The organism is Klebsiella sp. 2-CIP_Kleb. (assembly GCF_050378715.1).
GTDB classification, from domain to species: Bacteria; Pseudomonadota; Gammaproteobacteria; order Enterobacterales; family Enterobacteriaceae; genus Klebsiella; species Klebsiella quasipneumoniae.
The window spans coordinates 162,118-188,593 of sequence record NZ_JBNRLG010000001.1 but is presented as its reverse complement, the minus strand read 5'-3'; the positions used below and the strand labels follow the sequence as shown (position 1 = coordinate 188,593).

Annotated in this window: 23 protein-coding genes; 15 read left to right on the top strand and 8 right to left on the bottom strand. The window is 59.4% G+C overall.

What is annotated here, in order from left to right:
• Positions 1-50: 50 nt before the first annotated feature.
• The 3 genes from ACQUTP_RS00905 to abgT all read left to right on the top strand — a co-directional run bounded on the left by ACQUTP_RS00905 (position 51) and on the right by abgT (position 4,455).
• Positions 51-1,361 carry a M20 family metallo-hydrolase gene (locus ACQUTP_RS00905; protein ID WP_080935737.1) on the top strand — a complete coding sequence of 437 codons (1,311 nt, stop codon included), beginning with the start codon at positions 51-53 and terminating at the stop codon, positions 1,359-1,361.
• A complete protein-coding gene (locus tag ACQUTP_RS00900; protein ID WP_096833896.1) occupies positions 1,361-2,806 on the top strand; it encodes a M20 family metallopeptidase in 1,446 nt (481 codons plus the stop codon). The genes ACQUTP_RS00905 and ACQUTP_RS00900 overlap by 1 nt, the downstream gene beginning before the upstream one ends.
• A gap of 122 nt (positions 2,807-2,928) precedes the next feature.
• The gene (abgT, locus tag ACQUTP_RS00895) at positions 2,929-4,455 is read left to right on the top strand and encodes a p-aminobenzoyl-glutamate transporter (RefSeq protein ID WP_285755210.1); all 1,527 of its coding nucleotides are present in this window, start codon (positions 2,929-2,931) and stop codon (positions 4,453-4,455) included.
• Between the two features lie 32 nt (positions 4,456-4,487).
• Here abgT and ACQUTP_RS00890 read toward each other — a convergent pair whose 3' ends face one another.
• Positions 4,488-4,646, bottom strand: coding sequence for a phosphatidate cytidylyltransferase (locus ACQUTP_RS00890; protein WP_080935739.1), 159 nt, complete (start codon positions 4,644-4,646; stop codon positions 4,488-4,490).
• Between the two features lie 267 nt (positions 4,647-4,913).
• On the opposite strand from ACQUTP_RS00890, the gene ogt reads away from it, so the two are divergent.
• The 3 genes from ogt to uspE all read left to right on the top strand — a co-directional run bounded on the left by ogt (position 4,914) and on the right by uspE (position 7,465).
• Entirely contained in the window at positions 4,914-5,429 is a 516-nt protein-coding gene (ogt, locus tag ACQUTP_RS00885; protein ID WP_004887029.1) for a methylated-DNA--[protein]-cysteine S-methyltransferase, read from the top strand.
• Between the two features lie 194 nt (positions 5,430-5,623).
• Positions 5,624-6,376, top strand: coding sequence for a fumarate/nitrate reduction transcriptional regulator Fnr (gene fnr / locus ACQUTP_RS00880; RefSeq protein WP_004887031.1), 753 nt, complete (start codon positions 5,624-5,626; stop codon positions 6,374-6,376).
• Positions 6,377-6,514: 138 nt separating this feature from the next.
• Positions 6,515-7,465, top strand: a complete 951-nt coding sequence (gene uspE / locus ACQUTP_RS00875; RefSeq protein ID WP_004887033.1) for a universal stress protein UspE — start codon at positions 6,515-6,517, stop codon at positions 7,463-7,465.
• Positions 7,466-7,584: 119 nt separating this feature from the next.
• Here uspE and ACQUTP_RS00870 read toward each other — a convergent pair whose 3' ends face one another.
• The 3 genes from ACQUTP_RS00870 to pntA form a co-directional block, all read right to left on the bottom strand.
• Positions 7,585-7,773: a YdiH family protein gene (locus ACQUTP_RS00870; protein WP_004887037.1), complete on the bottom strand. Its 189-nt coding sequence runs from the start codon at positions 7,771-7,773 to the stop codon at positions 7,585-7,587.
• Positions 7,774-7,921: 148 nt separating this feature from the next.
• Positions 7,922-9,310, bottom strand: a complete 1,389-nt coding sequence (pntB, locus tag ACQUTP_RS00865) for a Re/Si-specific NAD(P)(+) transhydrogenase subunit beta (protein WP_004887040.1) — start codon at positions 9,308-9,310, stop codon at positions 7,922-7,924.
• A gap of 10 nt (positions 9,311-9,320) precedes the next feature.
• Complete coding sequence (pntA, locus tag ACQUTP_RS00860; protein WP_023318147.1) at positions 9,321-10,850, bottom strand: Re/Si-specific NAD(P)(+) transhydrogenase subunit alpha; 1,530 nt, start codon at positions 10,848-10,850, stop codon at positions 9,321-9,323.
• A 521-nt stretch (positions 10,851-11,371) separates the two neighbouring features.
• Here pntA and ydgH point away from each other — a divergent pair.
• The 3 genes from ydgH (at position 11,372) to folM (ending at position 14,641) form a co-directional block, all read left to right on the top strand.
• Positions 11,372-12,322, top strand: a complete 951-nt coding sequence (ydgH, locus tag ACQUTP_RS00855) for a DUF1471 family protein YdgH (protein ID WP_004887044.1) — start codon at positions 11,372-11,374, stop codon at positions 12,320-12,322.
• Between the two features lie 177 nt (positions 12,323-12,499).
• Positions 12,500-13,882: an amino acid permease gene (locus ACQUTP_RS00850; protein ID WP_428902325.1), complete on the top strand. Its 1,383-nt coding sequence runs from the start codon at positions 12,500-12,502 to the stop codon at positions 13,880-13,882.
• A 36-nt stretch (positions 13,883-13,918) separates the two neighbouring features.
• Positions 13,919-14,641 (top strand): dihydromonapterin reductase, encoded by a 723-nt coding sequence (gene folM, locus ACQUTP_RS00845; RefSeq protein WP_004887050.1) that lies wholly within the window; start codon positions 13,919-13,921, stop codon positions 14,639-14,641.
• Here the strand turns inward: folM and ACQUTP_RS00840 are convergent.
• A complete protein-coding gene (locus tag ACQUTP_RS00840; RefSeq protein WP_004887053.1) occupies positions 14,638-14,973 on the bottom strand; it encodes a GlpM family protein in 336 nt (111 codons plus the stop codon). The genes folM and ACQUTP_RS00840 overlap by 4 nt on opposite strands.
• A gap of 128 nt (positions 14,974-15,101) precedes the next feature.
• Here ACQUTP_RS00840 and rstA point away from each other — a divergent pair, with 128 nt between their 5' ends.
• From rstA to tus, 4 genes are all read left to right on the top strand, one after another.
• Positions 15,102-15,818 (top strand): two-component system response regulator RstA, encoded by a 717-nt coding sequence (gene rstA, locus ACQUTP_RS00835; protein WP_017898700.1) that lies wholly within the window; start codon positions 15,102-15,104, stop codon positions 15,816-15,818.
• A gap of 233 nt (positions 15,819-16,051) precedes the next feature.
• Positions 16,052-16,414 carry a hypothetical protein gene (locus ACQUTP_RS00830; RefSeq protein ID WP_004887058.1) on the top strand — a complete coding sequence of 121 codons (363 nt, stop codon included), beginning with the start codon at positions 16,052-16,054 and terminating at the stop codon, positions 16,412-16,414.
• Positions 16,415-16,677: 263 nt separating this feature from the next.
• Entirely contained in the window at positions 16,678-17,979 is a 1,302-nt protein-coding gene (gene rstB, locus ACQUTP_RS00825; protein ID WP_080935743.1) for a two-component system sensor histidine kinase RstB, read from the top strand.
• 75 nt (positions 17,980-18,054) lie between these two features.
• On the top strand, positions 18,055-18,987 hold the full coding sequence (gene tus, locus ACQUTP_RS00820; RefSeq protein WP_017898702.1) for a DNA replication terminus site-binding protein: 933 nt from the start codon (positions 18,055-18,057) through the stop codon (positions 18,985-18,987).
• Here tus and fumC read toward each other — a convergent pair.
• Entirely contained in the window at positions 18,977-20,377 is a 1,401-nt protein-coding gene (gene fumC, locus ACQUTP_RS00815; protein WP_004887066.1) for a class II fumarate hydratase, read from the bottom strand. The two genes, tus and fumC, sit on opposite strands and share 11 nt — an antisense overlap.
• 338 nt (positions 20,378-20,715) lie before the next feature.
• Entirely contained in the window at positions 20,716-22,362 is a 1,647-nt protein-coding gene (gene fumA / locus ACQUTP_RS00810) for a class I fumarate hydratase FumA (protein ID WP_023318141.1), read from the bottom strand.
• Positions 22,363-22,562: 200 nt separating this feature from the next.
• Here fumA and manA point away from each other — a divergent pair, with 200 nt between their 5' ends.
• Positions 22,563-23,741, top strand: coding sequence for a mannose-6-phosphate isomerase (gene manA / locus ACQUTP_RS00805; protein WP_004204108.1), 1,179 nt, complete (start codon positions 22,563-22,565; stop codon positions 23,739-23,741).
• Between the two features lie 86 nt (positions 23,742-23,827).
• Positions 23,828-25,387 (top strand): YdgA family protein, encoded by a 1,560-nt coding sequence (locus tag ACQUTP_RS00800; RefSeq protein WP_032455952.1) that lies wholly within the window; start codon positions 23,828-23,830, stop codon positions 25,385-25,387.
• A 39-nt stretch (positions 25,388-25,426) separates the two neighbouring features.
• On the opposite strand, the gene ACQUTP_RS00795 is transcribed toward ACQUTP_RS00800, so the two are convergent.
• A complete protein-coding gene (locus tag ACQUTP_RS00795) occupies positions 25,427-26,455 on the bottom strand; it encodes a Mal regulon transcriptional regulator MalI (RefSeq protein ID WP_023318138.1) in 1,029 nt (342 codons plus the stop codon).
• Positions 26,456-26,476 lie beyond the last annotated feature (21 nt).

Sequence of the window (26,476 nt, the reverse complement as noted above, 5' to 3'; positions counted from 1 at the left end):
CTATCACATCGTGAACGCCATCACATTTTTTACTTATGACAGGATAAGCTATGCCGCAACTTGATGAATACCTGCGCCAGCTGGCGCCAGCCATGACCCAATGGCGCCGCGATTTTCACCTGCACGCTGAATCCGGCTGGCTGGAGTTTCGCACCGCCAGTAAGGTGGCGGAGATCCTCGACGGGCTCGGCTACCAGCTGGCGCTGGGGCGCGACGTCATCGATGCCGACAGCCGGATGGGGCTGCCGGATGAGGAGACCCTGGCCCAGGCTTTCGAGCGCGCCCGCGAGCAAGGGGCGCCGGAACGCTGGTTGCCGGCGTTTGAAGGCGGGTTCGCCGGCGTGGTGGCGACGCTCGACACCGGACGTCCCGGCCCAACCCTGGCCTTTCGCGTCGACATGGACGCCCTCGACCTCAATGAGCAGCACGATGACAGCCATCGCCCCCATCGCGACCATTTCGCCTCCTGCAACGCCGGCATGATGCACGCCTGCGGCCACGATGGGCATACCGCCATCGGGCTGGGGCTGGCGCATGTGCTCAAGCAGTATGTCGCCCAGCTCAATGGCGTCATTAAACTGATTTTCCAGCCTGCTGAAGAGGGTACCCGCGGCGCCCGCGCGATGGTGGCCGCCGGCGTGGTGGACGAGGTGGACTATTTTACCGCCATCCATATCGGCACCGGCGTCCCGGTCGGCACCGTGGTGTGCGGTGGCGACAACTTTATGGCCACCACCAAATTCGATGTGCAGTTCAGCGGCGTGGCCGCTCATGCCGGCGGCAAGCCTGAAGATGGGCGCAACGCGCTGCTCGCCGCCGCCCAGGCCGCCCTTGCCCTGCACGCCATCCCACCGCACAGCGCCGGCGCTTCGCGGGTCAACGTCGGGGTGATGCAGGCCGGCACCGGACGCAACGTGGTGCCCTCCTCGGCTCTGTTAAAAGTGGAAACCCGCGGCGAAAGCGAAGCCATCAACCAGTATGTTTTTGACCGGGCGCAGCACGTCATCGCCGGGGCCGCGGCGATGTATCAAGCCGGGTACGAGTTACGCATGATGGGGGCCGCCACCGCCAGCGCCCCGTCGCCGGCGTGGGTGGCGTACCTGCGCGAACAGGCCGCGCGGGTGCCCAGCGTGCAGCAGGCGGTGGATCGCATCGCCGCCCCGGCGGGATCGGAAGACGCCACCCTGATGATGGCCCGGGTCCAGGCGCGCGGCGGCCTTGCGTCATACATGATATTCGGCACCGAACTGAGCGCCGGTCATCACAACGAGAAGTTTGACTTCGACGAGAGCGTAATGACGGTCGCGGTCGACACCCTGGCGCGCGTCGCGCTTAACTTTCCCTGGCAGCGGGGGGTGTGATGGACCCGATTTTTCAGTTTGTTGAAGAGGTAATTGAGGCAAGCCGCGAGACCTATTGCGCCATCGCCGATGATATCTGGGACCACCCGGAGACGCGCTTTGAGGAGTTCTGGTCCGCCCGGCGGCTGGCGGACGCCCTGGAAGCGGAAGGTTTCCAGCTAACCCGTGATGCTGGCGGGATCCCCAATGCTTTTATCGCAAGCGTCGGCGAGGGCCAACCGGTTATTGCCCTGCTGGGCGAGTTTGACGCCCTGGCGGGTCTCAGCCAACAGGCCCATTGCGCGCAGCCGACATCGTCAACGCCAGGGGGCAACGGTCACGGCTGCGGGCACAATCTGCTCGGGACAGCGGCTTTCGCCGCGGCGGTTGCCGCCAAAAAATGGCTGCAGCAGCACGGCGGCGCGGGCACCCTGCGCTTCTACGGTTGCCCGGGGGAAGAAGGCGGCTCGGGCAAAACGTTCATGGTGCGCGAAGGGCTGTTTGATGACGTCGATGCGGCCCTCACCTGGCATCCGGAGGCCTGGGCCGGGATGTTCAGCACCCGCACTCTCGCCAACATTCAGGCGGCGTGGCGCTTTACCGGCACCGCCGCCCACGCCGCCAATTCGCCGCACCTGGGGCGAAGCGCCCTGGACGCGGTCACCCTGATGACCACCGGCAGTAACTTCCTGAATGAACATATTATCGAAAAGGCGCGGGTTCATTACGCCATTACCGATACCGGCGGCGTCTCGCCCAACGTCGTCCAGGCCCAGGCGGAAGTGCTGTATCTGATCCGCGCCCCGGAGATGGCAGATGTAGAACAGATCTTCGCCCGCATTGAGAAGATTGCCCAGGGGGCCGCGCTGATGACCGAGACCCACGTCAGCTGCCGCTTTGAAAAAGCCTGTTCCAGCTATCTGCCCAACCGCACGCTCGAAGCGGCGATGTATCAGGCGGTAGCGCATTACGGCACGCCGGCATGGAGCGACGACGATCGCGCCTTTGCCGCGGCGATCCGCGCCACTCTCAGCGCCAACGATATCAACAACAGCCTGAACAATATCGCCGGCACCGGCGGCGAGGCGGGGAAAACCTTCGCTCGTCGCCACCGCGATACGCTGCTGATTGATGAGGTGGCGCCGTGGGCGGCCACGGATACGATTCTCGCCGGCTCCACCGACGTCGGCGACGTCAGCTGGAAAGCGCCGGTGGCCCAATGCTTCAGCCCCTGCTTCGCGGTGGGTACCCCGCTGCACAGCTGGCAGCTGGTGAGCCAGGGACGCACCGCCATCGCCCATAAAGGGATGCTGCTGGCGGGGAAAGTCCTCGCGGCGACGGCGATCCGTTTATTCAGCGACCGCGCGCTGCTGGAGGACAGCCAGCGAGAGCTCAGGCAGGCGCTGGCAGAACATCCTTACCGCTGCCCGATTCCGGCGGAGGTGAGACCGTCGGTTTTACGATAACCATAAGACCAGACCGCTCCTGACAGACGCTGACCGGCATAGCGGCACGCACCGACCATAATAACCGCCGGCAGTACGGGAGCAGGCCTGCCCAACACAACAACGACAACAGAGGAACGCCCATGAGTATGTCATCCATACCGTCGCCTTCCCCCGCCGGAAAGCGCTATGGCTGGGTAGAGAAGATCGGTAATAAGGTCCCGCACCCGTTTTTGCTGTTTATCTATCTTATCGTGGCGCTGATCGCCGCCACGGCGATACTCTCCGCCTTCAACGTCGGTGTGCAAAACCCGGCGGACGGGTCGCGGGTGGTGGTCAAAAACCTGCTCAGCGTGGAAGGGCTGCACTGGTTTTTACCGAACGTGATTAAAAACTTCAGCGGTTTCGCGCCGCTGGGGGCGATCCTCGCCCTGGTGTTGGGCGCCGGCTTTGCCGAGCGGGTGGGCCTGTTGCCCGCGCTGATGGTCAAGATGGCCTCCCACGTTAGCGCCCGTTATGCCAGCTATATGGTGCTATTCATCGCCTTTTTCAGCCATATCTCTTCCGACGCCGCGCTGGTGATCATGCCGCCGCTGGGGGCGCTGATGTTTCTCGCTGTCGGTCGGCATCCGGTCGCCGGCCTGCTGGCGGCGATAGCCGGCGTGGGCTGCGGCTTTACCGCCAATTTACTGATCGTCACCACCGACGTGCTGCTCTCCGGGATCAGCACCGAGGCGGCCAAATCCATCGATGCCTCTCTGCACGTCAGCGTGATCGACAACTGGTACTTTATGGCGACCTCGGTGATCCTCCTGACCCTCGTCGGCGGTTTAATCACTGACAAGCTGGTGGAGCCGAGGCTGGGACAGTGGCAAGGCAGCCGCGACGAAAAGCTGCAAACCCTGACCACTGAGGAGCGTTTCGGCCTGCGCATCGCCGGGGTAGCAACGCTGGCGTTTGTGGCGGCCATCGCCCTAATGGTGGTTCCTGAAAACGGCATTCTTCGCGATCCGGTTCAGCACACGGTGATGCCCTCGCCGTTTATCAAAGGCATCGTGCCGCTGATCATCTTTTTCTTCTTTGTCGTGTCGCTGGCTTACGGCATCGCCACTGGCAAAATTCGCCGTCAGGCCGATCTGCCGCAGTTGATGATTGAGCCGATGAAAGAGATGGCTGGATTTATCGTGATGGTCTTCCCGCTGGCGCAGTTCGTGGCGATGTTCAACTGGAGCAATATGGGCAAGTTTATGGCCGTTGGCCTGACGGACCTGCTGGAGAGCGCCGGCATGAACGGCGTCCCGGCGTTTGTCGGTCTGGCGCTGCTGTCGGCTTTTCTGTGCATGTTTATCGCCAGCGGCTCGGCCATCTGGTCGATTCTGGCGCCGATCTTCGTGCCGATGTTTATGCTGCTGGGCTTCCACCCGGCGTTTGCGCAGATCCTGTTTCGCATCGCCGATTCATCGGTGCTGCCGCTGGCGCCGGTTTCACCGTTTGTACCGCTGTTTCTCGGTTTTTTACAGCGCTACCGACCCGACGCCCGCCTCGGGACTTACTACTCGCTGGTGCTCCCTTATCCGCTGATTTTTCTCGCCGTCTGGCTGCTGTTGCTGGTGGGCTGGTATCTGGCAGGACTGCCCATCGGCCCTGGCATTTATCCGCGGCTCCCTTAAGCCGTTGAAGCGCCAGGGACGGCTGCTTACTCTTAACGCGGCACCTTCATTTTGACCTTACGGGGGACATCTGCGGCTCCGGCGAAGAAGCCGAAAAGCGCGCGATACCCGCGTTCGAGCAACAGCGAGAGGCCGTGGATAACCAGGCCGCTGAAGATCAATACGATTACGCCAGTCAGTATATATTGCATAGCCCCACCTCTGAGTTATTAACCGCGCCGCGACGACGCGGTGGCACCTTCCCGGGCGCGCAAAGCGGCGCGGAGGACCGGCGTCGTCAGCTTAAAAGTAGCAAAAACCATGCCCGATAACCCGCCAGAATCGATCCAAAAATAAATCAACGTACAGGCCGCAGGAAGCCGGCCGGGGATACGGGTTTATCTTTTGGGAGTATAGTTGACCGCCGCCGGCGCGTGGTATCGTGTGGCCCTCGTGTACGATGGTGGATGACTGAAACGATGTTGACCTTGCTGCAGGATAAAATGGATACCCCGCTGGGGGCGCTGTGGGTACTCTGCGACGAACAGTTTAATTTACGCGCCGTCGAGTGGGACGAGCACCGCGATCGGATGGAAACCCTGCTCGACGTACACTATCGCCGGGAAGGCTATCAGCGCGTTGACTGCCGCAATCCAGGCGGTCTCAGCAGTAAGCTGAACGACTATTTTGCCGGCGATCTGGCCGTTATTGAGACCCTGCCTACCGCCACCGCCGGCACCCCTTTCCAGCGCCAGGTCTGGCAAGCGTTGCGCGATATCCCCTGCGGCCAGGTGATGCACTACGGTCAGCTGGCCGAAGCGCTCGGTCGTCCCGGCGCGGCACGCGCGGTGGGGGCCGCCAATGGCGCCAACCCGGTGAGTATTGTGGTGCCTTGCCATCGGGTCATCGGACGTAACGGTACGATGACCGGCTATGCCGGCGGCGTGCAGCGTAAAGAGTGGCTTCTGCGCCACGAGGGCTATCTGTTGCTTTGACTGAAAATGCCTTTTCTGGAATTTTCAGGTAATTTTACAATCAAATGTGGCTGAATAATCTATTTTTAATCAAGCAGATATCAGCCTGTTTTGATTTCCCCTGCTGATATTACGTGTTTCAGAGCCTGAAGACTTACCTGCTCATCAAAAAGATGTTAAAATTGACCAATATCAATTAAGGCCTGAGCAGACATATGATCCCTGAGAAGCGAATTATTCGACGCATTCAGTCTGGCGGTTGTGCTATCCATTGTCAGGATTGCAGTATCAGCCAGCTCTGCATCCCCTTTACTCTGAACGAGCACGAGCTTGATCAGCTGGATAATATTATCGAGCGGAAAAAGCCCATCCAGAAAGGTCAAACCTTGTTCAAAGCCGGTGATGAGCTGAAATCGTTGTATGCCATTCGCTCCGGGACCATCAAAAGCTACACCATCACCGAGCAAGGCGATGAGCAGATTACCGGCTTCCACCTGGCGGGCGATCTGGTGGGCTTTGACGCCATCGGCACCGGCCTGCACCCGAGCTTCGCCCAAGCGCTGGAAACGTCGATGGTATGCGAGATCCCCTTTGAAACCCTCGACGATCTTTCCGGAAAAATGCCGAATCTGCGTCAGCAGATGATGCGCCTGATGAGCGGTGAGATCAAAGGCGACCAGGATATGATCCTGCTGCTTTCCAAAAAGAACGCCGAAGAGCGCCTGGCCGCGTTTATCTATAACCTGTCCCGCCGTTTCGCGCAGCGCGGTTTCTCTCCCCGTGAGTTCCGTCTGACCATGACCCGCGGCGACATTGGCAACTATCTCGGCCTCACCGTCGAAACCATCAGCCGTCTGCTGGGGCGTTTCCAGAAGAGCGGCATGCTGGCGGTGAAAGGCAAATACATCACCATTGAAAACGGCGACCTGCTGGCCCAGCTGGCCGGTCAGGCGCGTAACGTCGCTTAATCTCCGCGCAACACCTGGTCAGGATCGGCAATTTTTTCAGATTTGTTGATCTGACCAGGCTCCTCCCCTGTTTCAATTCATCCATATAGGTTATCTTTTTAATAACTGACGGTAGCTGCAGTTGTAAGGAGACCCTGTATGGCGAAGTATCAGAGCATGCTGGTAGTAATCGATCCTAACCAGGACGACCAGCCGGCGCTAAGGCGAGCGGTGTACCTGCACCAACGGATTGGTGGACGCATCAAAGCCTTTTTGCCGATCTATGATTTTTCTTATGAAATGACCACCCTGTTGTCGCCGGATGAACGGACGGCGATGCGTCAGGGCGTCATTGCCCAACGAACGGCCTGGATCCGCGAGCAGGCGAAATTCTATCTTGAATCCGGTGTGCCGATTGACGTGAAGGTGGTGTGGCACAACCGCCCCTTCGAAGCCATTATTCAGGAAGTGATCAGTGAGAAACACGACCTGCTGCTGAAGATGGCCCACCAACACGACAAGCTGGAAGCGGTGATCTTCACCCCGACCGACTGGCATCTGCTGCGTAAGTGCCCTTGCCCGGTCTGGATGGTGAAAGACCAGCCATGGCCAGAAGGCGGTAAAGCGCTGGTCGCCGTCAATCTGGCCAGTGAAGAAAATTATCACAACACCCTCAACGAGAAGCTGGTGCGCGAGACCCTGTCGCTGGCGGAAGAAGTCAACCACACTGAAGTGCACCTTATCGGCGCCTATCCGGTCACCCCGATCAATATCGCGATTGAGCTGCCGGATTTCGATCCCAGCGTCTACAACGACGCCATCCGCGGCCAGCATCTGCTGGCGATGAAAGCCCTGCGGCAGAAGTTTGGCATTGACGAGAAATTCACCCACGTGGAAAAAGGGTTGCCTGAGGAGGTGATCCCGGATCTCGCCGAGCATCTGCAGGCGGGGATCGTGGTGCTGGGTACGGTCGGACGAACCGGCCTCTCCGCGGCGTTCCTTGGCAATACCGCGGAGCAGGTTGTCGACCACCTGCGCTGCGATCTGCTGGTGCTTAAACCAGAGGCCTATCAGACGCCGGTGGAACTGGACGACGACGACGACGATTAATCTTCCCTCCCGGAACGTTCATCATCCCCCGCCTCGCGGGGGATTTTTTTGCCCGCTTTCCCTCAGGCACAAAAAAGGGCCGCTTGCGGCCCCGTCATGGCATGGCGACCCTGAACGACTCAGTGGATACCCAGACGCCAGGCCAGATCGATCTCTTCTTTCAGCTCCAGCGAGGAGAGCGCCATCAGGTCAGCAAACTCCAGTTCCAGCAGTTTAAGTTTTTTCAGATACTGCGCTGGAGTCATGACGGTGGTGTCGCGGCGTAAGAATTCGATGGCCATCTGCGTTGGGGTTAACTCGGTATCCATAATATCCTCTGTCTGATGTAAGAACCGGAACATTATATCACCTTTTACCGCTTATTTTATGAACAATCCCTGGCATCCTTGTGCATATAAAAAAGCCGTCTCACAGGAGACGGCTTATAAACAAACGTTGTAAAACAATAATGTTACATTACAGCGCTTTCAGGATCGCATCGACGCTGGCTTTGGCATCACCGAACAGCATATGGGTGTTCTCTTTAAAGAACAGCGGGTTCTGTACGCCGGCGTAACCGGTGTTCATCGAACGCTTAAAGACCACCACGTTCTGCGCTTTCCACACCTCAAGCACCGGCATGCCGGCGATCGGGCTCTTCGGATCGTCCTGCGCCGCCGGGTTGACGGTATCGTTAGCGCCGATGACCAGCACGGTGTCGGTATCGCTGAAATCATCGTTGATCTCATCCATCTCCAGCACGATGTCGTAAGGCACTTTAGCCTCCGCCAGCAGGACGTTCATATGTCCCGGTAGACGGCCGGCGACCGGGTGAATGCCAAAGCGCACCTTAATGCCGCGCGCCCGCAGCTTCTCGGTAATTTCTGCCACCGGATACTGCGCCTGGGCCACCGCCATACCATAGCCCGGGGTGATGATGACCGAGTGCGAATTTTTCAGCATCTCCGCCGTCTCTTCGGCGCTAATTTCACGGTGCTCGCCCACTTCTTCATCGCCGCCGCTGGAGGAACCATCGGTGCCGAAGCCGCCGGCGATCACGCTGATAAAGGAGCGGTTCATCGCCTTACACATAATGTAAGAGAGGATGGCGCCGGAAGAGCCCACCAGCGCGCCGGTGACGATCAGCAGGTCATTGCTCAGCATAAAGCCCGCCGCAGCCGCCGCCCAGCCCGAGTAGGAGTTGAGCATCGAGACCACCACCGGCATGTCCGCGCCGCCGATGGAGGCCACCAGGTGCCAGCCGAAGGCCAGCGCGATCGCGGTCATCACCAGCAGGCACAGGACCTGGGTGCCGGTGCTGTCGGAGCGCACAAAAATCACCATCAGGATGAAGGAAACCACCAGCGCCGCCAGGTTAAGCTTATGGCGATTAGGCAGCATCAGCGGTTTGGAGGAGATCTTGCCGCGCAGTTTACCAAACGCCACTACCGAACCGGTGAAGGTCACCGCGCCGATGAAGATGCCGAGGAACACTTCGGTCAAATGGATATTGACCAGAATCTGCTCCATGCCGGTTTCATGCTGCAGGTAGCTGTTAAACCCTACCAGCACCGCCGCCAGGCCAACGAAGCTGTGCAGGATGGCCACCAGCTCCGGCATCTCGGTCATTTCGACCTTCTTCGCCAGACGGATACCGATTGCCCCACCGATCACCATCGCGAGGATAATCCAGCCGACGTTGCCGGCGTCCGGACCCAGAATAGTGGCAATCAGGGCGATGGCCATCCCGGCGATGCCGAAATAGTTGCCCTGCTGCGAGGTTTCGTGTTTCGACAGACCCGCCAGGCTGAAAATAAACAGGATTGCAGCAACAATGTATGCAGCTGTAACTAATCCACCAGACATGTGCTACCCCTTATCCTTTGCGAAACATTTTCAGCATGCGCTGAGTCACGGTAAAACCACCGAAAATATTAATGCTGGCGATCAGTACCGCGATAAAGCTCAGGAAGCTGACCCAGCCGCCGTGGCCTATCTGCAGCAACGCGCCAACCACGATAATGCCCGAAATGGCGTTCGTCACCGACATCAGCGGCGTATGCAGCGCATGGGAGACATTCCATACCACGTAGTAACCCACCACGCAGGCCAGCGCGAAGACGGTGAAATGGCCGAGGAACTCTTTAGGCGCCACGTTGGCCAGCCAGCCGAAGAGAATAATCGCCAGCGCTATCAGCGCATATTTGCGCCACGGCGACGCCGGTTTCACCTCTTCTTTCGGCGCTTCCACTTTTTTCGCCGCGGCCTGCGGCTGAGCGGAGACCTGAATCGGCGGCGCCGGCCAGGTGATTTCGCCTTCACGCACTACGGTCACGCCGCGCACCACCACGTCATCGAAATCGATGACGATATTGCCGTCTTTCTCTTTGCACAGCAGCTTCAGCAGGTTCACCAGGTTGGTGCCGTAGAGCTGGGAGGACTGGGTCGGCAGACGGCCTGGCAGGTCGGTATAACCGATAATTTTCACGCCGTTGGCGGTGGTCACCACTTCGCCCGGCACGGTGTACTCGCAGTTGCCGCCGTTTTGCGAGGCGAGATCGACCACCACGCTGCCCGACTTCATGGCGTCAACCATTTCCCGGGTGATCAGCTTCGGTGCCGGCTTGCCCGGAATTAACGCCGTGGTGACGATAATATCGACCTCTTTCGCCTGGGCGGCGAACAGCGCCATTTCGGCCTGAATAAAGGCCTCGGACATCACCTTGGCATAGCCGTCGCCGCTGCCCGCTTCCTCTTTAAAATCCAGTTCGAGGAATTCGGCGCCCATACTCTGCACCTGCTCCTTCACTTCCGGACGGGTATCGAAGGCGCGAACAATCGCCCCCAGGCTGTTGGCGGCGCCAATCGCCGCCAGACCGGCCACCCCGGCACCGATAACCATCACCTTGGCGGGCGGAACTTTGCCTGCCGCGGTAATCTGCCCGGTAAAGAAACGGCCGAATTCATGGGCCGCTTCAACGATAGCGCGGTACCCGGCGATATTGGCCATTGAGCTGAGCGCATCCAGCGACTGGGCGCGGGAGATACGCGGCACCGAATCCATCGCCATCACGTTGATATTGCGGGCCGCCAGTTTTTCCATCAGCTGCGGGTTTTGCGCCGGCCAGATAAAACTAATCAGCGTGGTTCCTGGATTCAACAGGGCAATTTCATCGTCATTCGGAGCATTGACCTTGAGGATGACATCAGACTGCCACACCTCGTCGCCGGTCACGATCTCAGCCCCCGCCTGGGCGAAGGCCTCATCGTCAAAGCTGGCCAGCTTCCCGGCGCCGCTTTCTACCGCGACGCTAAAGCCGAGTTTGAGCAACTGCTCAACGGTCTTCGGCGTGGCGGCGGCCCGGGTCTCCTGGGCTAGCCTTTCTTGTGGTACACCAATACGCATAGTTTTCCCTTCCATCGGTTTTTGATGATGGTTTACTTTTCTGACCAACAACGACAGGACGGCAAAATCGTCCTCGCCGTCTTTCGCTGTCTGCAAAATGAAACAGTAACAAACTTTTTATAACCTACTGAAAATAGCGATTGTGATCTACAGCGATAAAACAGAAATTTTGATTTTATTGCTTATTGTCAGCACAGATGGTTCCGGGCAGCAATATTTACCTGAATTTGCCTTTCAGGCCTGATAATCCGCTTATCCAGTGGTATAAAACGCCATTTATCGCCATTGAGATCATTGTATTAACATTACATTAACTAATAAAAGTGGTATCGATTATCGTTTTTGCTGGTCAAGCGGCTGTTTTTTCAACATATCGAAAAATGTTATCTTTCCGTGGTATACGATTCGGGCGGCAAGCAAAAAATGACGCAGACAGTCACGGCGATTAAATGCAATAATCAAACGTTTTCAGTCAACAACAACACCAGTATATGGTTTGCGCAAGGCAAAGGATTATTTTTATGAAGCTTAAAAACACCCTCCTGGCGTCTGCTCTCCTGACAACCGCCACGTTGTCTGCCCACGCAGCGACCGAGTTGACCCCGGAGCAGGCGGCTGCGCTGAAGCCCTACGATCGCGTTGTCGTCACCGGCCGGTTTAATGCCATTGGCGACGCGGTGCAAGCGGTATCGCGCAAAGCTGACAAAGACGGCGCGGCCTCATTCTATGTTGTCGACACGTCGGATTACGGCAATGGCGGCAACTGGCGCGTCACGGCTGACCTCTATAAAGACGACGCGCCGAAAGCGGATGCGCCGAAAAATCGCATCATCAATGGCGTGATGGAGCTGCCGAAAGATCAGGCCGTTGAGCTGATGCCTTACGACACCGTCACCGTCCAGGGCTTCTATCGCAGTCAGCCGGAAGTGAACGACGCCATCACCAAAGCGGCGAAAGCGAAAGGCGCCTATGCGTTCTTCATCGTCCGCCAGGTGGACGCCAACCAGGGCGGCAACCAGCGCATTACCGCCTATATCTACAAAAAAGATGCGGAGAAACGCGTTCTGCAGAGCCCGGACGCAATCCCGGCTGATTCTGAAGCCGGCCGCGCGGCGCTGGCCAAAGGCGGCGAAGCGGCGAAAAACGTCGAAATCCCGGGCGTCGCCACCACCGCGGCGGTTGGCTCCGGCACCGGTGTAGGTCGTTTCTTCGAGACCCAGTCGTCGAAAGGCGGACGTTACACTGTCACGCTGCCGGACGGCACCAAAGTTGAAGAAGTGAACAAAGTGACCGCGGCGCAAATGGTGCCGTTCGATAACATCAAGTTCACCGGCAACTATGGCAACATGACGGAAATCTCTTATCAGACGGCGAAACGCGCGGCGAAGAAAGGGGCGAAGTACTACCACATTACCCGCCAGTGGCAGGAACGCGGCGGCAACATCACCATCAGCGCCGATTTGTACAAATAATCGCTGCTGACTGGCTAAAAAGGCGGCGCATCGCCGCCTTTTCATTTTTTTTCATCCCCCGCCATTGCATGGCCCCCGGACACTCCGTAAAATCCCGCGCCTTAGCGCAATCTTCCATTTTTATGCGATTTCGCAAAATAAATATTCTGGAACAGCCATTTTCACCTCGGGAATGCAATGGAAAAGAAACTGGGCCTGAGCGCCCTGACCGCCCTGGTCCTTAGCTCAATGCTCGGCGCTGGCGTATTCAGTTTGCCGCAAAATATGGCGGCCGTGGCCAGCCCTTCCGCTCTGCTCATCGGCTGGGCGATCACCGGCGTCGGGATCCTGTTCCTCGCCTTCGCGATGCTGCTGTTGACCCGTATTCGCCCCGACCTCGACGGCGGGATCTTCACCTACGCCCGTGAAGGGTTCGGCGAGCTGATCGGCTTCTGTTCCGCGTGGGGCTACTGGCTGTGCGCGGTGATCGCTAATGTCTCCTATCTGGTGATCGTCTTTTCGGCGCTCAGTTTCTTCACCGATACCCCTGAGCTGCGCCTGTTTGGTGATGGCAACACCTGGCAGTCGATCGTCGGCGCTTCAGTTCTGCTGTGGGTAGTCCACTTTCTGGTCCTGCGTGGGGTGCAGACGGCGGCGGGGATTAACCTGGTCGCGACCCTCGCCAAGCTGTTGCCGCTGGGGGCGTTTGTCGCCCTCGCCGCCCTGGCCTTTCAGCTGGATACGTTCCGCCTCGATTTCAGCGGCGTGGCGCTGGGCGTACCGGTGTGGGAGCAGGTTAAAAACACGATGCTGATCACTCTGTGGGTGTTCATCGGCGTCGAAGGCGCGGTGGTGGTCTCCGCCCGCGCGCGTCACAAGCGCGACGTTGGGCGCGCGACGCTGCTCGCGGTGCTTTCGGCCCTCGCGGTGTATCTGCTGGTCACCCTGCTGTCGCTGGGTGTGGTGCCGCGTAGCGAACTGGCCGAAATGCGCAACCCGTCGATGGCGGGACTGATGGTCAGACTGATGGGCTCGTGGGGTGAAATTGTGATTGCCGCCGGGCTTATCGTGTCGGTGTGCGGCGCCTATCTCAGCTGGACCATCATGGCCGCCGAAGTGCCTTACCTCGCGGCCACCCACAAAGCCTTCCCGCGCTTGTTCGCCCGTCAGAACCGCAACAACGCCCCCTCCGCCTCGCTGTGGCTGACCAATATCAGCGTTCAGGCGTCGCTGGTTTTGATCTGGCTGACCGGTTCGGACTACGGCACCCTGCTGACTATTGCGTCAGAGATGATCCTCGTGCCCTATCTGCTGGTCGGCGCCTTTTTGCTGAAAATCGGCACCCGTCCGCTGCATCAAGCGGTGGGTATCGGCGCCTGCATTTATGGCTTATGGTTATTATACGCGTCGGGACCTGTGCATTTGCTGTTGTCGGTGGTACTTTACGCTCCGGGTCTTCTGGTCTTTTTGTACGCGCGGCGTACGCACCAGCACGATCGTTCGCTCAAACGCCGCGAATTGGCGCTAATTGGTTTATTGCTGGTTGCCGCTGTGCCGGCAACGTGGATGCTGGTGGGGTAAGCGGTCGCCCTGCCGCCTAAATCAAAGGAGATACCCATGGCTGAACTACAGCCCCGCCCGGTTCTGATCACAGGAGGAGGCCGCCGCATCGGCCTCGCGCTGGCGCACCATTTTCTGCAGCAACACCAGCCGGTCATCGTCAGCTATCGCACGCCCTATCCGGCGATCGATGACCTGCGCCAGGCAGGCGCTCTCTGTCTGCAGGCCGACTTCAGCAGCGATGACGGCATTCTGACCTTTGCCGAAGCGGTTAAATCGCATACCAGCGGCCTGCGGGCCATCATCCACAACGCCAGTGACTGGATGGCGGAGAAGCCGGGAGTACCGCTCAGCACGGTGATCAACCGCATGATGCAGATCCACGTCCATGCCCCCTATCTGCTCAACCACGCGCTGGAAGAACTCCTGCGCGGTCACGGCCATGCCGCCAGCGACATTATCCATATCACCGATTACGTGGTGGAGCGCGGGAGCGATAAACATATCGCCTACGCCGCCAGCAAGGCCGCGCTGGACAACATGACCCGCTCCTTCGCCCGCAAGCTGGCGCCGGAGATCAAAGTCAACGCTATAGCCCCGTCGCTGATCATGTTCAATGAAGGTGACGACGAGGCCTATCGTCAGCAGGCGCTGGATAAATCGCTGATGAAAATCGCCCCGGGCGAGAAAGAGATCAGCGACCTTATCGACTATCTGTTTACCAGCCGCTACGTGACCGGCCGGTCATACGCCGTCGACGGCGGTCGCCCTCTGCGTTAGTGGAAGCGGCTCCAGCCAACAATCAACAGCCAGGCACACAGCCCCCAGCACCCCACTGCGCCTGCCAGCGCTAACGGCAGGCGCATGATGCCGGTGAAGTACCACAGCGACAGCAGATAGATAAAATAGGGAACGATCGACCACATGCCGAACACGATAGTGGCGCGCAGGGCTTCAATACCACGCTCGCTGGCAACAATATAGTGGGCGATGAGCGCAAAGGTGGGAAACAGCGGAATAAGCCCGGCGATGGCGTAGTTTTTGGTTTTCGCCAGCACGCCAATCAGCACCACCACCAGCGCGCCCAGCAGCCCTTTGATTAACAGCCCCATGTCCATATGCCTTAACAATGAATCAACAAGTTAGCGCAGCATAGCGGAATTAGCGCTGTTTATAAAACAGGAATGGCGGGTAAAATAGCCGCGGTGTATGTTATTTCTTTTACTGATGTGCAATAGACATGAATAAAATCGTTTTTGTTGAGGATGATCCTGAGGTAGGAGCGCTGATCGCCGCCTATCTCGGCAAGCATGATATGGAGGTGGTGGTCGAGCCTCGCGGCGACCGCGCAGAGGAAGTGATCGCGCGGGAGAAACCGGACCTCGTGCTGCTGGACATTATGCTGCCCGGCAAGGACGGAATGACCCTCTGTCGCGATTTGCGTGGGCAATGGCAAGGGCCGATTGTTCTGCTGACCTCGCTCGACAGCGATATGAACCATATCCTCTCCCTGGAGATGGGCGCCAGCGATTATATCCTGAAGACCACACCGCCGGCGGTGCTGCTGGCGCGACTGCGTCTGCATTTGCGCCAGCATATCGCCCCGGCGGGTACAGGCGCGCCTTCGACGCTGACCCCGCACAAGACCATCTCCTTTGGCTCACTGACCATTGACCCGGTCAACCGCCAGGTGCTGCTCGGCGGAGAAAGCGTCGCCCTGTCCACCGCCGATTTCGACCTGCTGTGGGAGCTGGCCACCCACGCCGGGCAGATTATGGACCGCGACGCCTTGCTGAAAAATTTACGCGGCGTCACCTACGACGGGATGGATCGCAGCGTTGACGTCGCTATCTCGCGCCTGCGCAAAAAACTGCTCGATAACGCCACCGAACCCTACCGGATTAAGACGGTACGCAACAAAGGCTACCTCTTCGCCCCCCACGCCTGGGATAACTGAGCGGTCCGTCTGCGGCCCTGAAAGGGGCCCGTTTCACCGCCTGTTCCCCGGCGGTAAGCGCATCACATTTTTTCCGCCGCCTTCGCGCTGGCTGACCGCCGCCCATTTGTCATATTGAGTAAATCAATATGTTTCGCCGTACAGAAGCCCATCACATAACCCCTCAATATGATTGTGCTCAAGGACTTAGCGTTATCAGAGTGGCATAAAGCCTGAAAACACAGGACTTTTGCATGATGAAATACGTTGTACTTTTGGCACTTACTCTCTTCACGTCACTCTCTGGCTGGGCTTTTTCTCTCGACAACGCCGATATCCGGCTCCTCTGTCCACAGCGCGGGCAGATTAAGGTGCTTCTTCACCGCTATCAACATACCCAGCAATCCTGGGGAGATCACCATTTCGAAACCGGCGGCGGATACGTGCGCCAGGGGCCGCTGCTGGTGATCCCGTTTGCTAATCTTGATCAGATGATTTACCACCAGACCACCGGCGAATTTGCTTACTGGTATGCCGAAGCAGAACAGCTGGTGCGCTGTCGGCTGCTGAGCCTGGCCACCCTCTATCCGGTGGATATACCCTACTATCGCGAGTAGCGCCCAGCGGCGCGCAGAATACGCTGGCCACAATCCTGGCCTCATGCAGACGTAAGCCCGCAATGAGTGACAGCGTCACATTTTTAACGGCGTCGCTCCCCCCGGCTGGCTATTGTCAGGGGGCATAAACCCTGCTTTGATAGCGTATCGGTTATGCCCGCGCGGGCTTCGGCTCGCCCCGGTAAATCCGTGACGTTTTCGCCCTGCCCTGCAGATGGTCCGGGGCGCCGGCAGGTTTCTCTTTTTGAATATGCGGTAATGTAATGAAAAAGCTGTTCGTGCAGTTCTATCTTCTGCTCTTCGTCTGCTTTCTGGTGATGACCATGCTGGTGGGCCTGGTCTATAAATTTACCGCTGAACGCGCCGGAAGGCAGTCGCTTGACGATCTGATGAAAAGCTCACTGTATCTGATGCGCAGCGAGTTGCGGGAAATTCCGCCTCGCGACTGGAGCAAGACGCTTAAAGAGCTGGACCTTAATCTGTCGTTCGACCTGCACATCGAGCCGATGAGCAAATTTAAATTGTCGGAAAGCTCGATGCAGCACCTGCGCGCTGGGGATATTGTCGCGCTCGACGACCAGTACACCTTTATCCAGCGCATCCCCCGCAGCCACTATGTGTTATCCGTGGGCCCGGTACCCTATCTCTATTTTCTGCATGAAATGCGCCTGCTGGACGTGGCGCTGATGGCGTTTATCGCTATCTCGCTGGCCTTCCCGGTGTTTATCTGGATGCGTCCGCACTGGCAGGACATGCTGCGCATTGAGACCGCCGCCCAGCGCTTTGGCGAAGGCCACCTCAGCGAGCGTATTCATTTTGACAGCATGTCCAGCTTTGAGCGGCTCGGGGTGGCCTTTAACCAGATGGCCGACAACATTAACGCGCTCATTGCCAGCAAAAAGCAGCTAATTGACGGCATCGCCCATGAGCTCAGGACGCCGCTGGTGCGACTGCGCTACCGTCTGGAGATGAGCGAAAACCTCACCGAGGCGGAATCGCAGGCGCTAAACCGTGATATCGGCCAGCTGGAAGCGCTCATTGAAGAGCTCCTGACCTACGCCCGTCTCGATCGCCCGCAGACGGAGCTCAGCCTGACCACCCCCGATTTTCCCGCCTGGATCAGCGACCACGTCGAGGATATCCAGATGGTCAACCCGCAGCGCGAGGTCTGCCTGGCGACGCTGACCCGCGGCAACTATGGCGCGCTGGATATGCGGTTGATGGAGCGGGTGCTGGATAATCTGGTGAATAACGCCCTGCGCTACAGCAGTCAGCGGGTGGCGGTCAGCCTGACCCTGCAGGGTGCCCGCGCGTCGTTGCAGGTCGACGATGACGGCCCGGGCATTGCCCCCGAGGAGCGCGAGCGGGTGTTCGAGCCTTTTGTTCGTCTTGACCCCAGCCGCGATCGGGCGACCGGAGGCTGCGGCCTCGGCCTGGCCATCGTCCACAGTATCGCCCAGGCGATGGGGGGCGAGGTTCGTTGCAAGGCCAGTCCTCTCGGCGGCGCCCGCTTCTGTTTTAGCTGGCCGGTCTATCATCAGTTGCCCGATTTTACCTCTGCCTGAATAAAAGTTGCGCAGCGGCCGCGGGCTGGGTATGCTGTAAAAATCGAATAGTATGTTGTAACTAAGGTGAATGCGATGGCCAGCTACGACCTCGTTGAACGTCTGAATGATACCTTTCGCCAGATCGAGCTGGAGCTGCAGGCGCTGCGCCAGGCGTTAACGACCTGTCGACTGCTGGCGGGCCGGGTGTTTGAGCTGCCGGCAATCAGTAAAGATGCCGAGCATGACCCGCTGGCGAACATTACTGTCGTCCAGCACACCGGGGAGGCGGCGCTGGATCTCGCCCTGCGACACTATGGCCATCTGTTTATCCAGCAGCAATCGGAAACCCGCAGCAGCAAAGCCGCCGTCCGCCTGCCGGGTGCTATCTGCCTGCAGGTCACCGCCGCGGAACAGCAGGCGCTGCTGGCGCGCATTCAGCAGATCAACACCCTTAAGGCCACCTTCGAGAAAATCGTCACCGTCGACTCTGGCCTGCCCCCCACCGCCCGCTTTGAGTGGGTGCATCGCCATTTGCCTGGATTAATTACCCTCAGCGCCTATCGCACGCTAACGCCCCTTCTCGACCCGAGCACTATCCGCTTCGGTTGGGCCAATAAGCACGTGATCAAAAACCTGACCCGCGACCAGGTGTTGATGATGCTGGAGAAAAGCCTGCAATCGCCACGGGCGGTGCCGCCCTGGACCCGCGAGCAGTGGCAGAGCAAACTGGAGAGGGAGTATCAGGATATCGCCGCCCTGCCGCAGCGGGCGCGGCTGAAAATTAAACGGCCGGTGAAAGTGCAGCCGATTGCCCGCGTCTGGTATGCCAGCGAGCAGAAACAGGTGCAGTACGCCTGCCCCAGCCCGCTGATCGCCCTGATATCCGGCAGCCAGGGGGTCAGCGTGCCGGATATTGGCGAATTGCTCAACTACGATGCCGACAACGTGCAATACCGCTACAAACCGGAGGCGCAGTCGCTGAGATTACTGATCCCTCGCCTGCACCTCTGGCTGGCTAGCGAGTAGCCAGGCTGCCGACCATCAGCTCCGGGCGCACCCAGCTGTCGAATTCGGCTTCCGTCAGGTAGCCCAGCGCCAGCGCCGAGGCCTTCAGGGTCAGCCCCTCATGGTGCGCTTTTTTGGCGATCTCCGCCGCTTTATCATAGCCGATATGGGTATTCAGCGCGGTCACCAGCATCAGCGACTCGTTGAGCAGCTGGTTGATCCGCTCGCGATTCGGCTCAATCCCCACCGCACAGTGCTCGTTAAAGCTCGCCATGCCGTCCGCCAGCAGACGCACCGACTGCAGGAAGTTGTGAATGACCATCGGCCGATAGACGTTGAGCTCGAAGTTACCCGAGGCGCCGCCGATATTCACTGCCACGTCGTTACCCATCACCTGGCAGCAGACCATGGTCAGGGCTTCGCACTGCGTCGGGTTGACTTTGCCGGGCATAATCGATGACCCGGGCTCGTTTTCCGGGATGGCGATTTCCCCTATCCCGCAGCGCGGCCCGGAGGCCAGCCAGCGGACATCGTTAGCGATTTTCATCAGCGAGGCCGCCAGACCTTTCAGCGCGCCGTGGGCATGGACCAGGGCATCGACGGTGGCCAGCGCTTCGAATTTGTTCGGCGCGGTGACAAACGGCTGTCCGCTGAGCGAGGCCAGTTCGGCCGCCACCCGCACGGCATATTCCGGATGGGTATTCAGCCCGGTCCCCACCGCCGTCCCGCCCAGCGCCAGCTCGGCGAGATGCGGCTGGCTGGCGTCAAGATGCTTCAGGTTGTGGTCCAGCATCGCCACCCAGCCGGAGATTTCCTGGCCTAAGGTGAGCGGCGTGGCGTCCTGCAGATGGGTGCGACCGATCTTAACGATATCCCTGAAGGCCACCGCTTTTTCGTTGAGCGTGGCCCGCAGCGCCTGCAGCGGCGGGAGCAATTTTTCCCGCAGGGCAATCAGCGCCGCGACGTGCATGGCGGTGGGGAACACATCATTCGAGCTTTGGCTTTTATTGACATCGTCATTGGGATGGATTTTTCGCGCCATCCCCCGCTCACCGCCGAGCAGTTCACTGGCGCGGTTGGCCAGCACCTCGTTCATATTCATATTGCTCTGGGTGCCGGAACCGGTCTGCCAGATAGCCAGCGGGAACTCCTGGGGGTGTTTTCCGGCCAGCACTTCGTCAGCGGCGGCGACGATCGCCCCGGCTTTCTCCGGCGTCAGCAGGCCAAGATCCTGATTGACCTTCGCCGCCGCCCGCTTGGTCAGCGCGAGGGCATATATCAGTTCCCCGGGCATTTTTTCGGTCGAGATGCGGAAATGCTCCAGAGAACGCTGGGTCTGGGCGCCCCAGAGTTTATCGGCCGGGACGTCGATGGCGCCCATCGAGTCTTTTTCACTGCGATGCGTTGTCATTACTTTCTCCTTGGATGAAAAGTGCGTCATAGCGACAAAGCTCACCTGCTTAAAAGAGTAAGTATTGGCCAGATTGAAAAGTTGTTTTGGTGGTTCGTGCCGCGGAGCGGCATAAAAAAACCGCCCCGAAGGGCGGCCCAGACCGCTGACAAAATGTAATCGTCGGGATTGCCCGGCGGCGCTGCGCTTGCACGGGCCTACAGAGAATTGCCTAACTGTTTAATATTGCTGTTTTTCGTAGGCCGGGTAAGGCGGAAGCCGCCACCCGGCAGAAAGGCGATCACAATAACGAAAACCGGTTTGTCATCGGCCATAGCCGCCCCGAAGGGCGGCCAGGTTTACTTCACGCAGCGGGCGCACTGCGATGTCTGGATCTGCTGGAAGAAGTCGTTGCCTTTATCATCGACGAGAATAAACGCCGGGAAGTCTTCCACGTCGATTTTCCAGATAGCCTCCATCCCCAGTTCCGGATACGCCACGCACTCAAGGCTGCGGATGCTCTGCTGAGCCAGTACCGCCGCCGGGCCGCCGATGCTGCCGAGGTAGAAGCCGCCGTGCTTGTGGCAGGCGTCGGTGACCTGCTGGCTGCGGTTGCCTTTCGCCAGCATGATCTTGCTCGCGCCGTGCGACTGCAGCAGATCGACGTAAGAGTCCATGCGCCCTGCGGTAGTCGGGCCGAGGGAGCCGGAGGCGTAACCGTCCGGCGTCTTGGCCGGGCCGGCGTAGTAGATCGGGTGATCTTTGACGTACTGCGGCAGGGCTTCGCCATTATCAATAAGCTCTTTCAGCTTGGCGTGGGCGATATCGCGGGCCACGATAATAGTGCCGCTCAGCGACAGACGCGTGGACACCGGGTACTGCGACAGCAGCGCCAGGATCTCGCTCATCGGCTGGTTAAGATTCACTTTCACCGCTTCGCCTTCCCCAGCCTGGCGCAGATGCTCAGGGATATATTTCCCCGGATTGCTCTCCAGCTTCTCAATCCAGATGCCGTCGCGGTTGATTTTGGCTTTGATGTTGCGGTCGGCGGAACAGGAGACGCCCATCCCTACCGGGCAGGAAGCGCCGTGACGCGGCAGACGGATCACGCGGATATCGTGGGCGAAATATTTGCCGCCGAACTGCGCGCCGAGGCCGAGGTTCTGCGCTTCCAGCAGCAGTTCTTGCTCCAGTTGCACGTCGCGGAAAGCCTGCCCATGTTCGTTACCTTCGGTCGGCAGGCCATCGTAGTATTTGGTGGAGGCCAGCTTGACGGTTTTCAGCGTCGCTTCCGCCGAAGTCCCGCCGATGACAAAGGCGATATGGTACGGCGGACAAGCGGCGGTCCCCAGGGTGCGCATCTTCTCGACCAGATAGTTTTTCAGCTTCGCCGGGGTGATCAGCGCTTTGGTTTCCTGGTACAGATAGGTTTTGTTAGCCGAGCCGCCGCCCTTGGCGATGCAGAGGAATTTATACTCATCGCCATCGGTAGCATAGAGGTCAATCTGCGCCGGCAGGTTGGTGCCGGTGTTAACCTCTTTATACATATCCAGCGGGGCGTTCTGCGAATAGCGCAGGTTGTCCTGGATATAGGTGTTGTACACCCCCTGCGCCAGGGCGGCCTCATCGCCTCCGCCGGTCCAGACGCGCTGGCCTTTTTTACCCATGATGATCGCGGTGCCGGTGTCCTGACAGGTGGGCAGAATGCCTTTGGCGGCGATATCGGAGTTGCGCAGGAACTGCAGGGCGACGTATTTGTCGTTTTCGCTGGCTTCCGGGTCGTTCAGGATATCCGCCACCTGCTGCTGATGCGCCGGGCGAAGCATAAAGGAGGCGTCGTGGAAGGCATGTTGCGCCAGAAGGGTCAGCGCCTGAGGGTCAACTTTTAGCACTTCCTGGCCGGCAAATTCGGCGACGGAGACGTAATCACTGCTGAGGAGATAATACTCGGTGTCATCCTTTTTGAGGGGAAAAGGATCCTGGTAAACAAACGGTTTATTCGACATTGTACTCTCACTTACTGCTTTGGCTGATTATGTTTCAGGCAGGGACTCCATGTGCCTGTAGAAAAGCGAGTCGATCAATCTTACACAATTTTTTAACAAAAACTGAGACAGGGACGACTTTTTCTTTCAGCAGTTGCTTCTCCAGCGTTTGCTGGTTTAATAGGGCGATAATTTTAATTTGATTGATACAGGGAATGAGAATGCAAAAGCTGATCAACGCCGTACAGAACTATGCCTGGGGAAGCCACACCGCCTTAACTGAACTGTATGGCATCGCCAACCCGGACAACCAGCCGATGGCAGAGCTGTGGATGGGGGCGCATCCGAAGAGCAGCTCGCAGGTCCTGACGGCCGATGGCCAGCCGCGTTCGCTGCGCGAGGTGATTGACGCGGATAAAGCCGCCCTGCTCGGCGAAAAAGTGGCGCAACGCTTCGGTGAGCTGCCGTTCCTGTTTAAAGTGCTGTGCGCCGCGCAGCCTCTCTCCATTCAGGTCCATCCTAACAAGCAGGCCTCCGAAGAGGGTTTCGCCCGCGAGAACGCCGCCGGCATCCCCCTCTCCGCCGCCGAACGTAACTACAAAGATCCGAACCACAAGCCGGAGCTGGTTTTCGCCCTGACCCCGTTCCTGGCGATGAACGCGTTTCGCGAGTTCAGCGAAATTGTCAGCCTGCTGCAGCCGGTGGCCAACGCACACCCGGCGATCGGCGCCTTCCTGCAGCAGCCGGACGCGACTCGCCTGAGCCAGCTGTTTGCCAGCCTGCTGAATATGCAGGGCGAGGAAAAAGCCCAGGCGCTGCAGGCGCTGCGCGAGGTGCTGGACCGTGAGCAGGGCGAACCGTGGCAAACCATCCGCCTGATCGCGGAATTCTATCCCGACGACAGCGGCCTCTTCTCCCCACTGCTGCTGAACGTGGTGAAGTTGAATCCTGGCGAAGCGATGTTCCTGTTTGCCGAAACGCCGCACGCTTATCTGCAAGGGGTAGCGCTGGAGGTGATGGCCAACTCGGATAACGTGCTCCGCGCCGGCCTGACGCCGAAGTACATTGATATCCCTGAGCTGGTGGCCAACGTTAAGTTCGAGGCTAAACCGGCGGGTGAGCTGCTGACCCAGCCGCAGCGCCACGGCGCGGAACTGGACTTCCCGATCCCGGTGGAAGATTTTGCCTTCTCGCTTCACGATCTCTCCACCGAGGCCAGCGATCTGGCCCAGGCGAGCGCGGCGATCGTTTTCTGCGTCGACGGCGAAGCCGTGCTGCGCAAAGGCGACCAGAGCCTGACCCTCAAGCCGGGCGAATCGGCCTTTGTGGCCGCCAATGAATCGCCGGTGCAGGTCAGCGGCCATGGCCGCGTGGCGCGCGTGTTCAATAAGCTCCAGTAAACGACTGACCTTTCAGGTCTCGCTTACTGATTATGACAACTCAGCCAGGCGGTCTCTCCGCCTGGCTTCATTTATGGACAAATGCTATGAAAAAATCGCTGGTCGCAGCAGGAATCATCGTGGCGCTGGGCGTGGTATGGACAGGCGGCGCCTGGTACACCGGTAAACAGCTGGAAGGCCGAATTGCCGATATGGTGCAGCAGGCTAACGCACAGCTACGCAGCAGCGCGCCGGAGTCAGGTCTGGAGCTGAGCTATCAGGACTACCAGCGCGGGCTGTTCAGCAGCCATCTGCAGCTGGTGGTGAAGCCCATCGCCGGTCAGGCTAACGGCTGGCTGGCCGCCGGACAGAGCGTGGTGCTTGACGAGGTGGTCGATCACGGCCCCTTCCCGCTGGCCTCGTTAAAAACCTTTAATCTGGCTCCGGCGATGGCTTCGGTCCACACCACGCTGGTGAAAAACGACGCCAGCCAGGCATTGTTCGAGATAGCCAAAGGCACTACCCCCTTCACCGTTGATACGCGCATCGCCTACAGCGGCGACAGCCAGTCGGCGATCGTTCTCAATGCCCTCGACTACGCCAAAGGGGATGAGAAAGTCACCTTCAGCGGCGGCCAGTTCCAGCTCGACGCCGACCGCGACGGCAAAAACATCAGCCTGAAGGGCCAGGCCGGCAGCGGTCAGATCGATGCCCTCAACGAATATAACCAGAAGGTGCAACTGCGCTTCGTCAACCTGACCACCGACGGCGCCACCGAGCTGGCCAGCTTCAACGAGCGTATCGGCCAGCAAAAAATGACCCTCGATAAGCTGGCCATCAGCGTCGAAGGCAAAGAGCTGGCGCTGGTTGACGGCATGGCGCTGGACGGCGGCTCGACGTTGACCAAGGACGGCAAAGGCGTGAACAGCCAGGTGAACTACACCGTCAACAGCCTTAAGCTGCAGGGTCAGGATATGGGCAGCGGCAAACTGACGCTGAAAGTGGATAACGTCGACGGTCAGGCGTGGCACCAGTTCAGCCAGCAGTACAGCGCGCAGTCTCAAGCGCTGCTGGCGAAGCCAGAGCTGGCGCAGAACCCGGAGCTGTACCAGCAGGCGCTTACCGAAACCCTGTTCAATGCGCTGCCGATCCTGCTTAAGGGCAATCCGTCGGTGACCATCTCCCCGCTGAGCTGGCGCAATGCCAAAGGCGAAAGCACCCTCAACCTCTCGGTTCTGCTGAAAGATCCGGCCCAGGTGACCGCTCCGCCGCAGACGCTGGCGGACAGCCTGGATCGCGTGGTGCAGTCCCTTGACGGCAAAGTGGTGATCCCGGTGGATATGGCGACGGAGTTTATGACTAAGATCGCCGGTCTGGAAGGCTACCAGCCAGCCGACGCCGCCAAACTCGCCGATCAGCAGGTCAAAGGCCTGGCGGCGATGGGCCAGATGTTCCGCATCACCACCATGGAAGATAACGCCATCAGCAGCAGCCTGCAGTACGCGAACGGCCAGGTGACGCTGAACGGCCAGAAAATGCCGCTGGAGGATTTTGCCGCGATGTTTGGTCTGGAAGCGCCTTCGCTACCGGACGGCGCGCCGCAGGACGGCCAGCCGCAGCAGGATGACGCCGCGCCTCAGCAGGACGACGCCGCCCCGCAGCCGTAACTTATCGGCTCAGGAGACGGCCACCGCGCGCCGTCTCCGTCATTTTCTCGTCACCAGCCGCGGGGGCATGATCTGGTTTCGCGTCTCGCCCGCGCCCTCCTCCAGCCGCCGCAGCATCGACTCCGCCAGCGTTTTGCCCATCTCGCGCGCCGGGGTGGTGACCCAGGTGAGCGGCAGGTCGTCAAGCGCGGCCTCGGGCACATCGGCGAACGCCGCCAGCGCCACCCGCTGCTCGAAGTAGCTGTCGACGCCATCTTCCCCGCTCTGCCTTCCAGCCCGCAGCAGACCGAACCACGCGCCGGTCGCCACCACGTTGTTGTAGCACACCACCGCGGTGATGGTCGGATTTTGCCCCAGCAGCGCGGTCATCGCCTCCGCCGCCTGCTTCTGGCTCGACTCGCACTCCAGCACCCATTCGCTGTGAAACGGCAGACCGTATTTCAGCAAGGTGGCGCAATAGCCGCCGACCCGCTCGGCGCGCGTTAGCGACGAGCTCTGGCCGCCAAGCCAGGCGATCCGCTGATGGCCGCGGCGGATCAGATGCTCGGTCACCAGCTGCGCCGCCTGCATGTTGTCCGGGCGGATCAGGTCGACATCGTCGAGATAGCTGGCGCGGGAAGCGAACACCAGCGGCACCCCCGCCTCCGCCGCCCGCTCGCGCAGCTCGCTGCCGCGGTCGATGGCCCCGGCGATGATCACCCCGTCCACCCCCTGCGCCGCCAGCGTATCAAACCGCTGTGCCATCTTCTCGCCGCTGCGTCCCCCCTGGGTGAGAAACACCATTTTCCCCTGCCTCTCCAGGGCATCGGTGAGGCCGGCGGTTAACTCGGCATAGAACGGTTTAGAGAGATCGCTGACGATAAGGCCAATCACCCCGCTCTGTCCGCCGCGCAGCGAGGCGGCCTGACGGTTGCGCACAAATCCCAGCTGCTCGATGGCCTGATTAACCCGCTCGCCGGTGGCGCTGGAGATGCGCCCTTTGCCGCTCAGCACCAGCGAAACGGTGCTCACGGAGACGCCGGCGGCCAGCGCTACATCATTGATGGTGATCTTTTTTGCGATTGCCATAACCTGCTGGCTGACTCCCTT

Bases quoted from the DNA above. Each gene is read 5' to 3' on its own strand.
- fumA (WP_023318141.1), bottom strand. From the start codon at position 22,362: ATGTCGAATAAACCGTTTGTTTACCAGGATCCTTTTCCCCTCAAAAAG.
- folM (WP_004887050.1), top strand. From the start codon at position 13,919: ATGGCTGAACTACAGCCCCGCCCGGTTCTGATCACAGGAGGAGGCCGC.
- ogt (WP_004887029.1), top strand. From the start codon at position 4,914: ATGTTGACCTTGCTGCAGGATAAAATGGATACCCCGCTGGGGGCGCTG.
- fumC (WP_004887066.1), bottom strand. From the start codon at position 20,377: ATGACAACGCATCGCAGTGAAAAAGACTCGATGGGCGCCATCGACGTC.
- ACQUTP_RS00850 (WP_428902325.1), top strand. From the start codon at position 12,500: ATGGAAAAGAAACTGGGCCTGAGCGCCCTGACCGCCCTGGTCCTTAGC.
- ACQUTP_RS00795 (WP_023318138.1), bottom strand. From the start codon at position 26,455: ATGGCAATCGCAAAAAAGATCACCATCAATGATGTAGCGCTGGCCGCC.
- rstB (WP_080935743.1), top strand. From the start codon at position 16,678: ATGAAAAAGCTGTTCGTGCAGTTCTATCTTCTGCTCTTCGTCTGCTTT.
- ACQUTP_RS00870 (WP_004887037.1), bottom strand. From the start codon at position 7,773: ATGGATACCGAGTTAACCCCAACGCAGATGGCCATCGAATTCTTACGC.
- pntB (WP_004887040.1), bottom strand. From the start codon at position 9,310: ATGTCTGGTGGATTAGTTACAGCTGCATACATTGTTGCTGCAATCCTG.
- ACQUTP_RS00905 (WP_080935737.1), top strand. From the start codon at position 51: ATGCCGCAACTTGATGAATACCTGCGCCAGCTGGCGCCAGCCATGACC.
- tus (WP_017898702.1), top strand. From the start codon at position 18,055: ATGGCCAGCTACGACCTCGTTGAACGTCTGAATGATACCTTTCGCCAG.
- fnr (WP_004887031.1), top strand. From the start codon at position 5,624: ATGATCCCTGAGAAGCGAATTATTCGACGCATTCAGTCTGGCGGTTGT.
- ACQUTP_RS00830 (WP_004887058.1), top strand. From the start codon at position 16,052: ATGATGAAATACGTTGTACTTTTGGCACTTACTCTCTTCACGTCACTC.
- ACQUTP_RS00800 (WP_032455952.1), top strand. From the start codon at position 23,828: ATGAAAAAATCGCTGGTCGCAGCAGGAATCATCGTGGCGCTGGGCGTG.
- ydgH (WP_004887044.1), top strand. From the start codon at position 11,372: ATGAAGCTTAAAAACACCCTCCTGGCGTCTGCTCTCCTGACAACCGCC.
- ACQUTP_RS00840 (WP_004887053.1), bottom strand. From the start codon at position 14,973: ATGGGGCTGTTAATCAAAGGGCTGCTGGGCGCGCTGGTGGTGGTGCTG.
- uspE (WP_004887033.1), top strand. From the start codon at position 6,515: ATGGCGAAGTATCAGAGCATGCTGGTAGTAATCGATCCTAACCAGGAC.
- ACQUTP_RS00900 (WP_096833896.1), top strand. From the start codon at position 1,361: ATGGACCCGATTTTTCAGTTTGTTGAAGAGGTAATTGAGGCAAGCCGC.
- manA (WP_004204108.1), top strand. From the start codon at position 22,563: ATGCAAAAGCTGATCAACGCCGTACAGAACTATGCCTGGGGAAGCCAC.
- pntA (WP_023318147.1), bottom strand. From the start codon at position 10,850: ATGCGTATTGGTGTACCACAAGAAAGGCTAGCCCAGGAGACCCGGGCC.
- rstA (WP_017898700.1), top strand. From the start codon at position 15,102: ATGAATAAAATCGTTTTTGTTGAGGATGATCCTGAGGTAGGAGCGCTG.
- abgT (WP_285755210.1), top strand. From the start codon at position 2,929: ATGAGTATGTCATCCATACCGTCGCCTTCCCCCGCCGGAAAGCGCTAT.
- ACQUTP_RS00890 (WP_080935739.1), bottom strand. From the start codon at position 4,646: ATGCAATATATACTGACTGGCGTAATCGTATTGATCTTCAGCGGCCTG.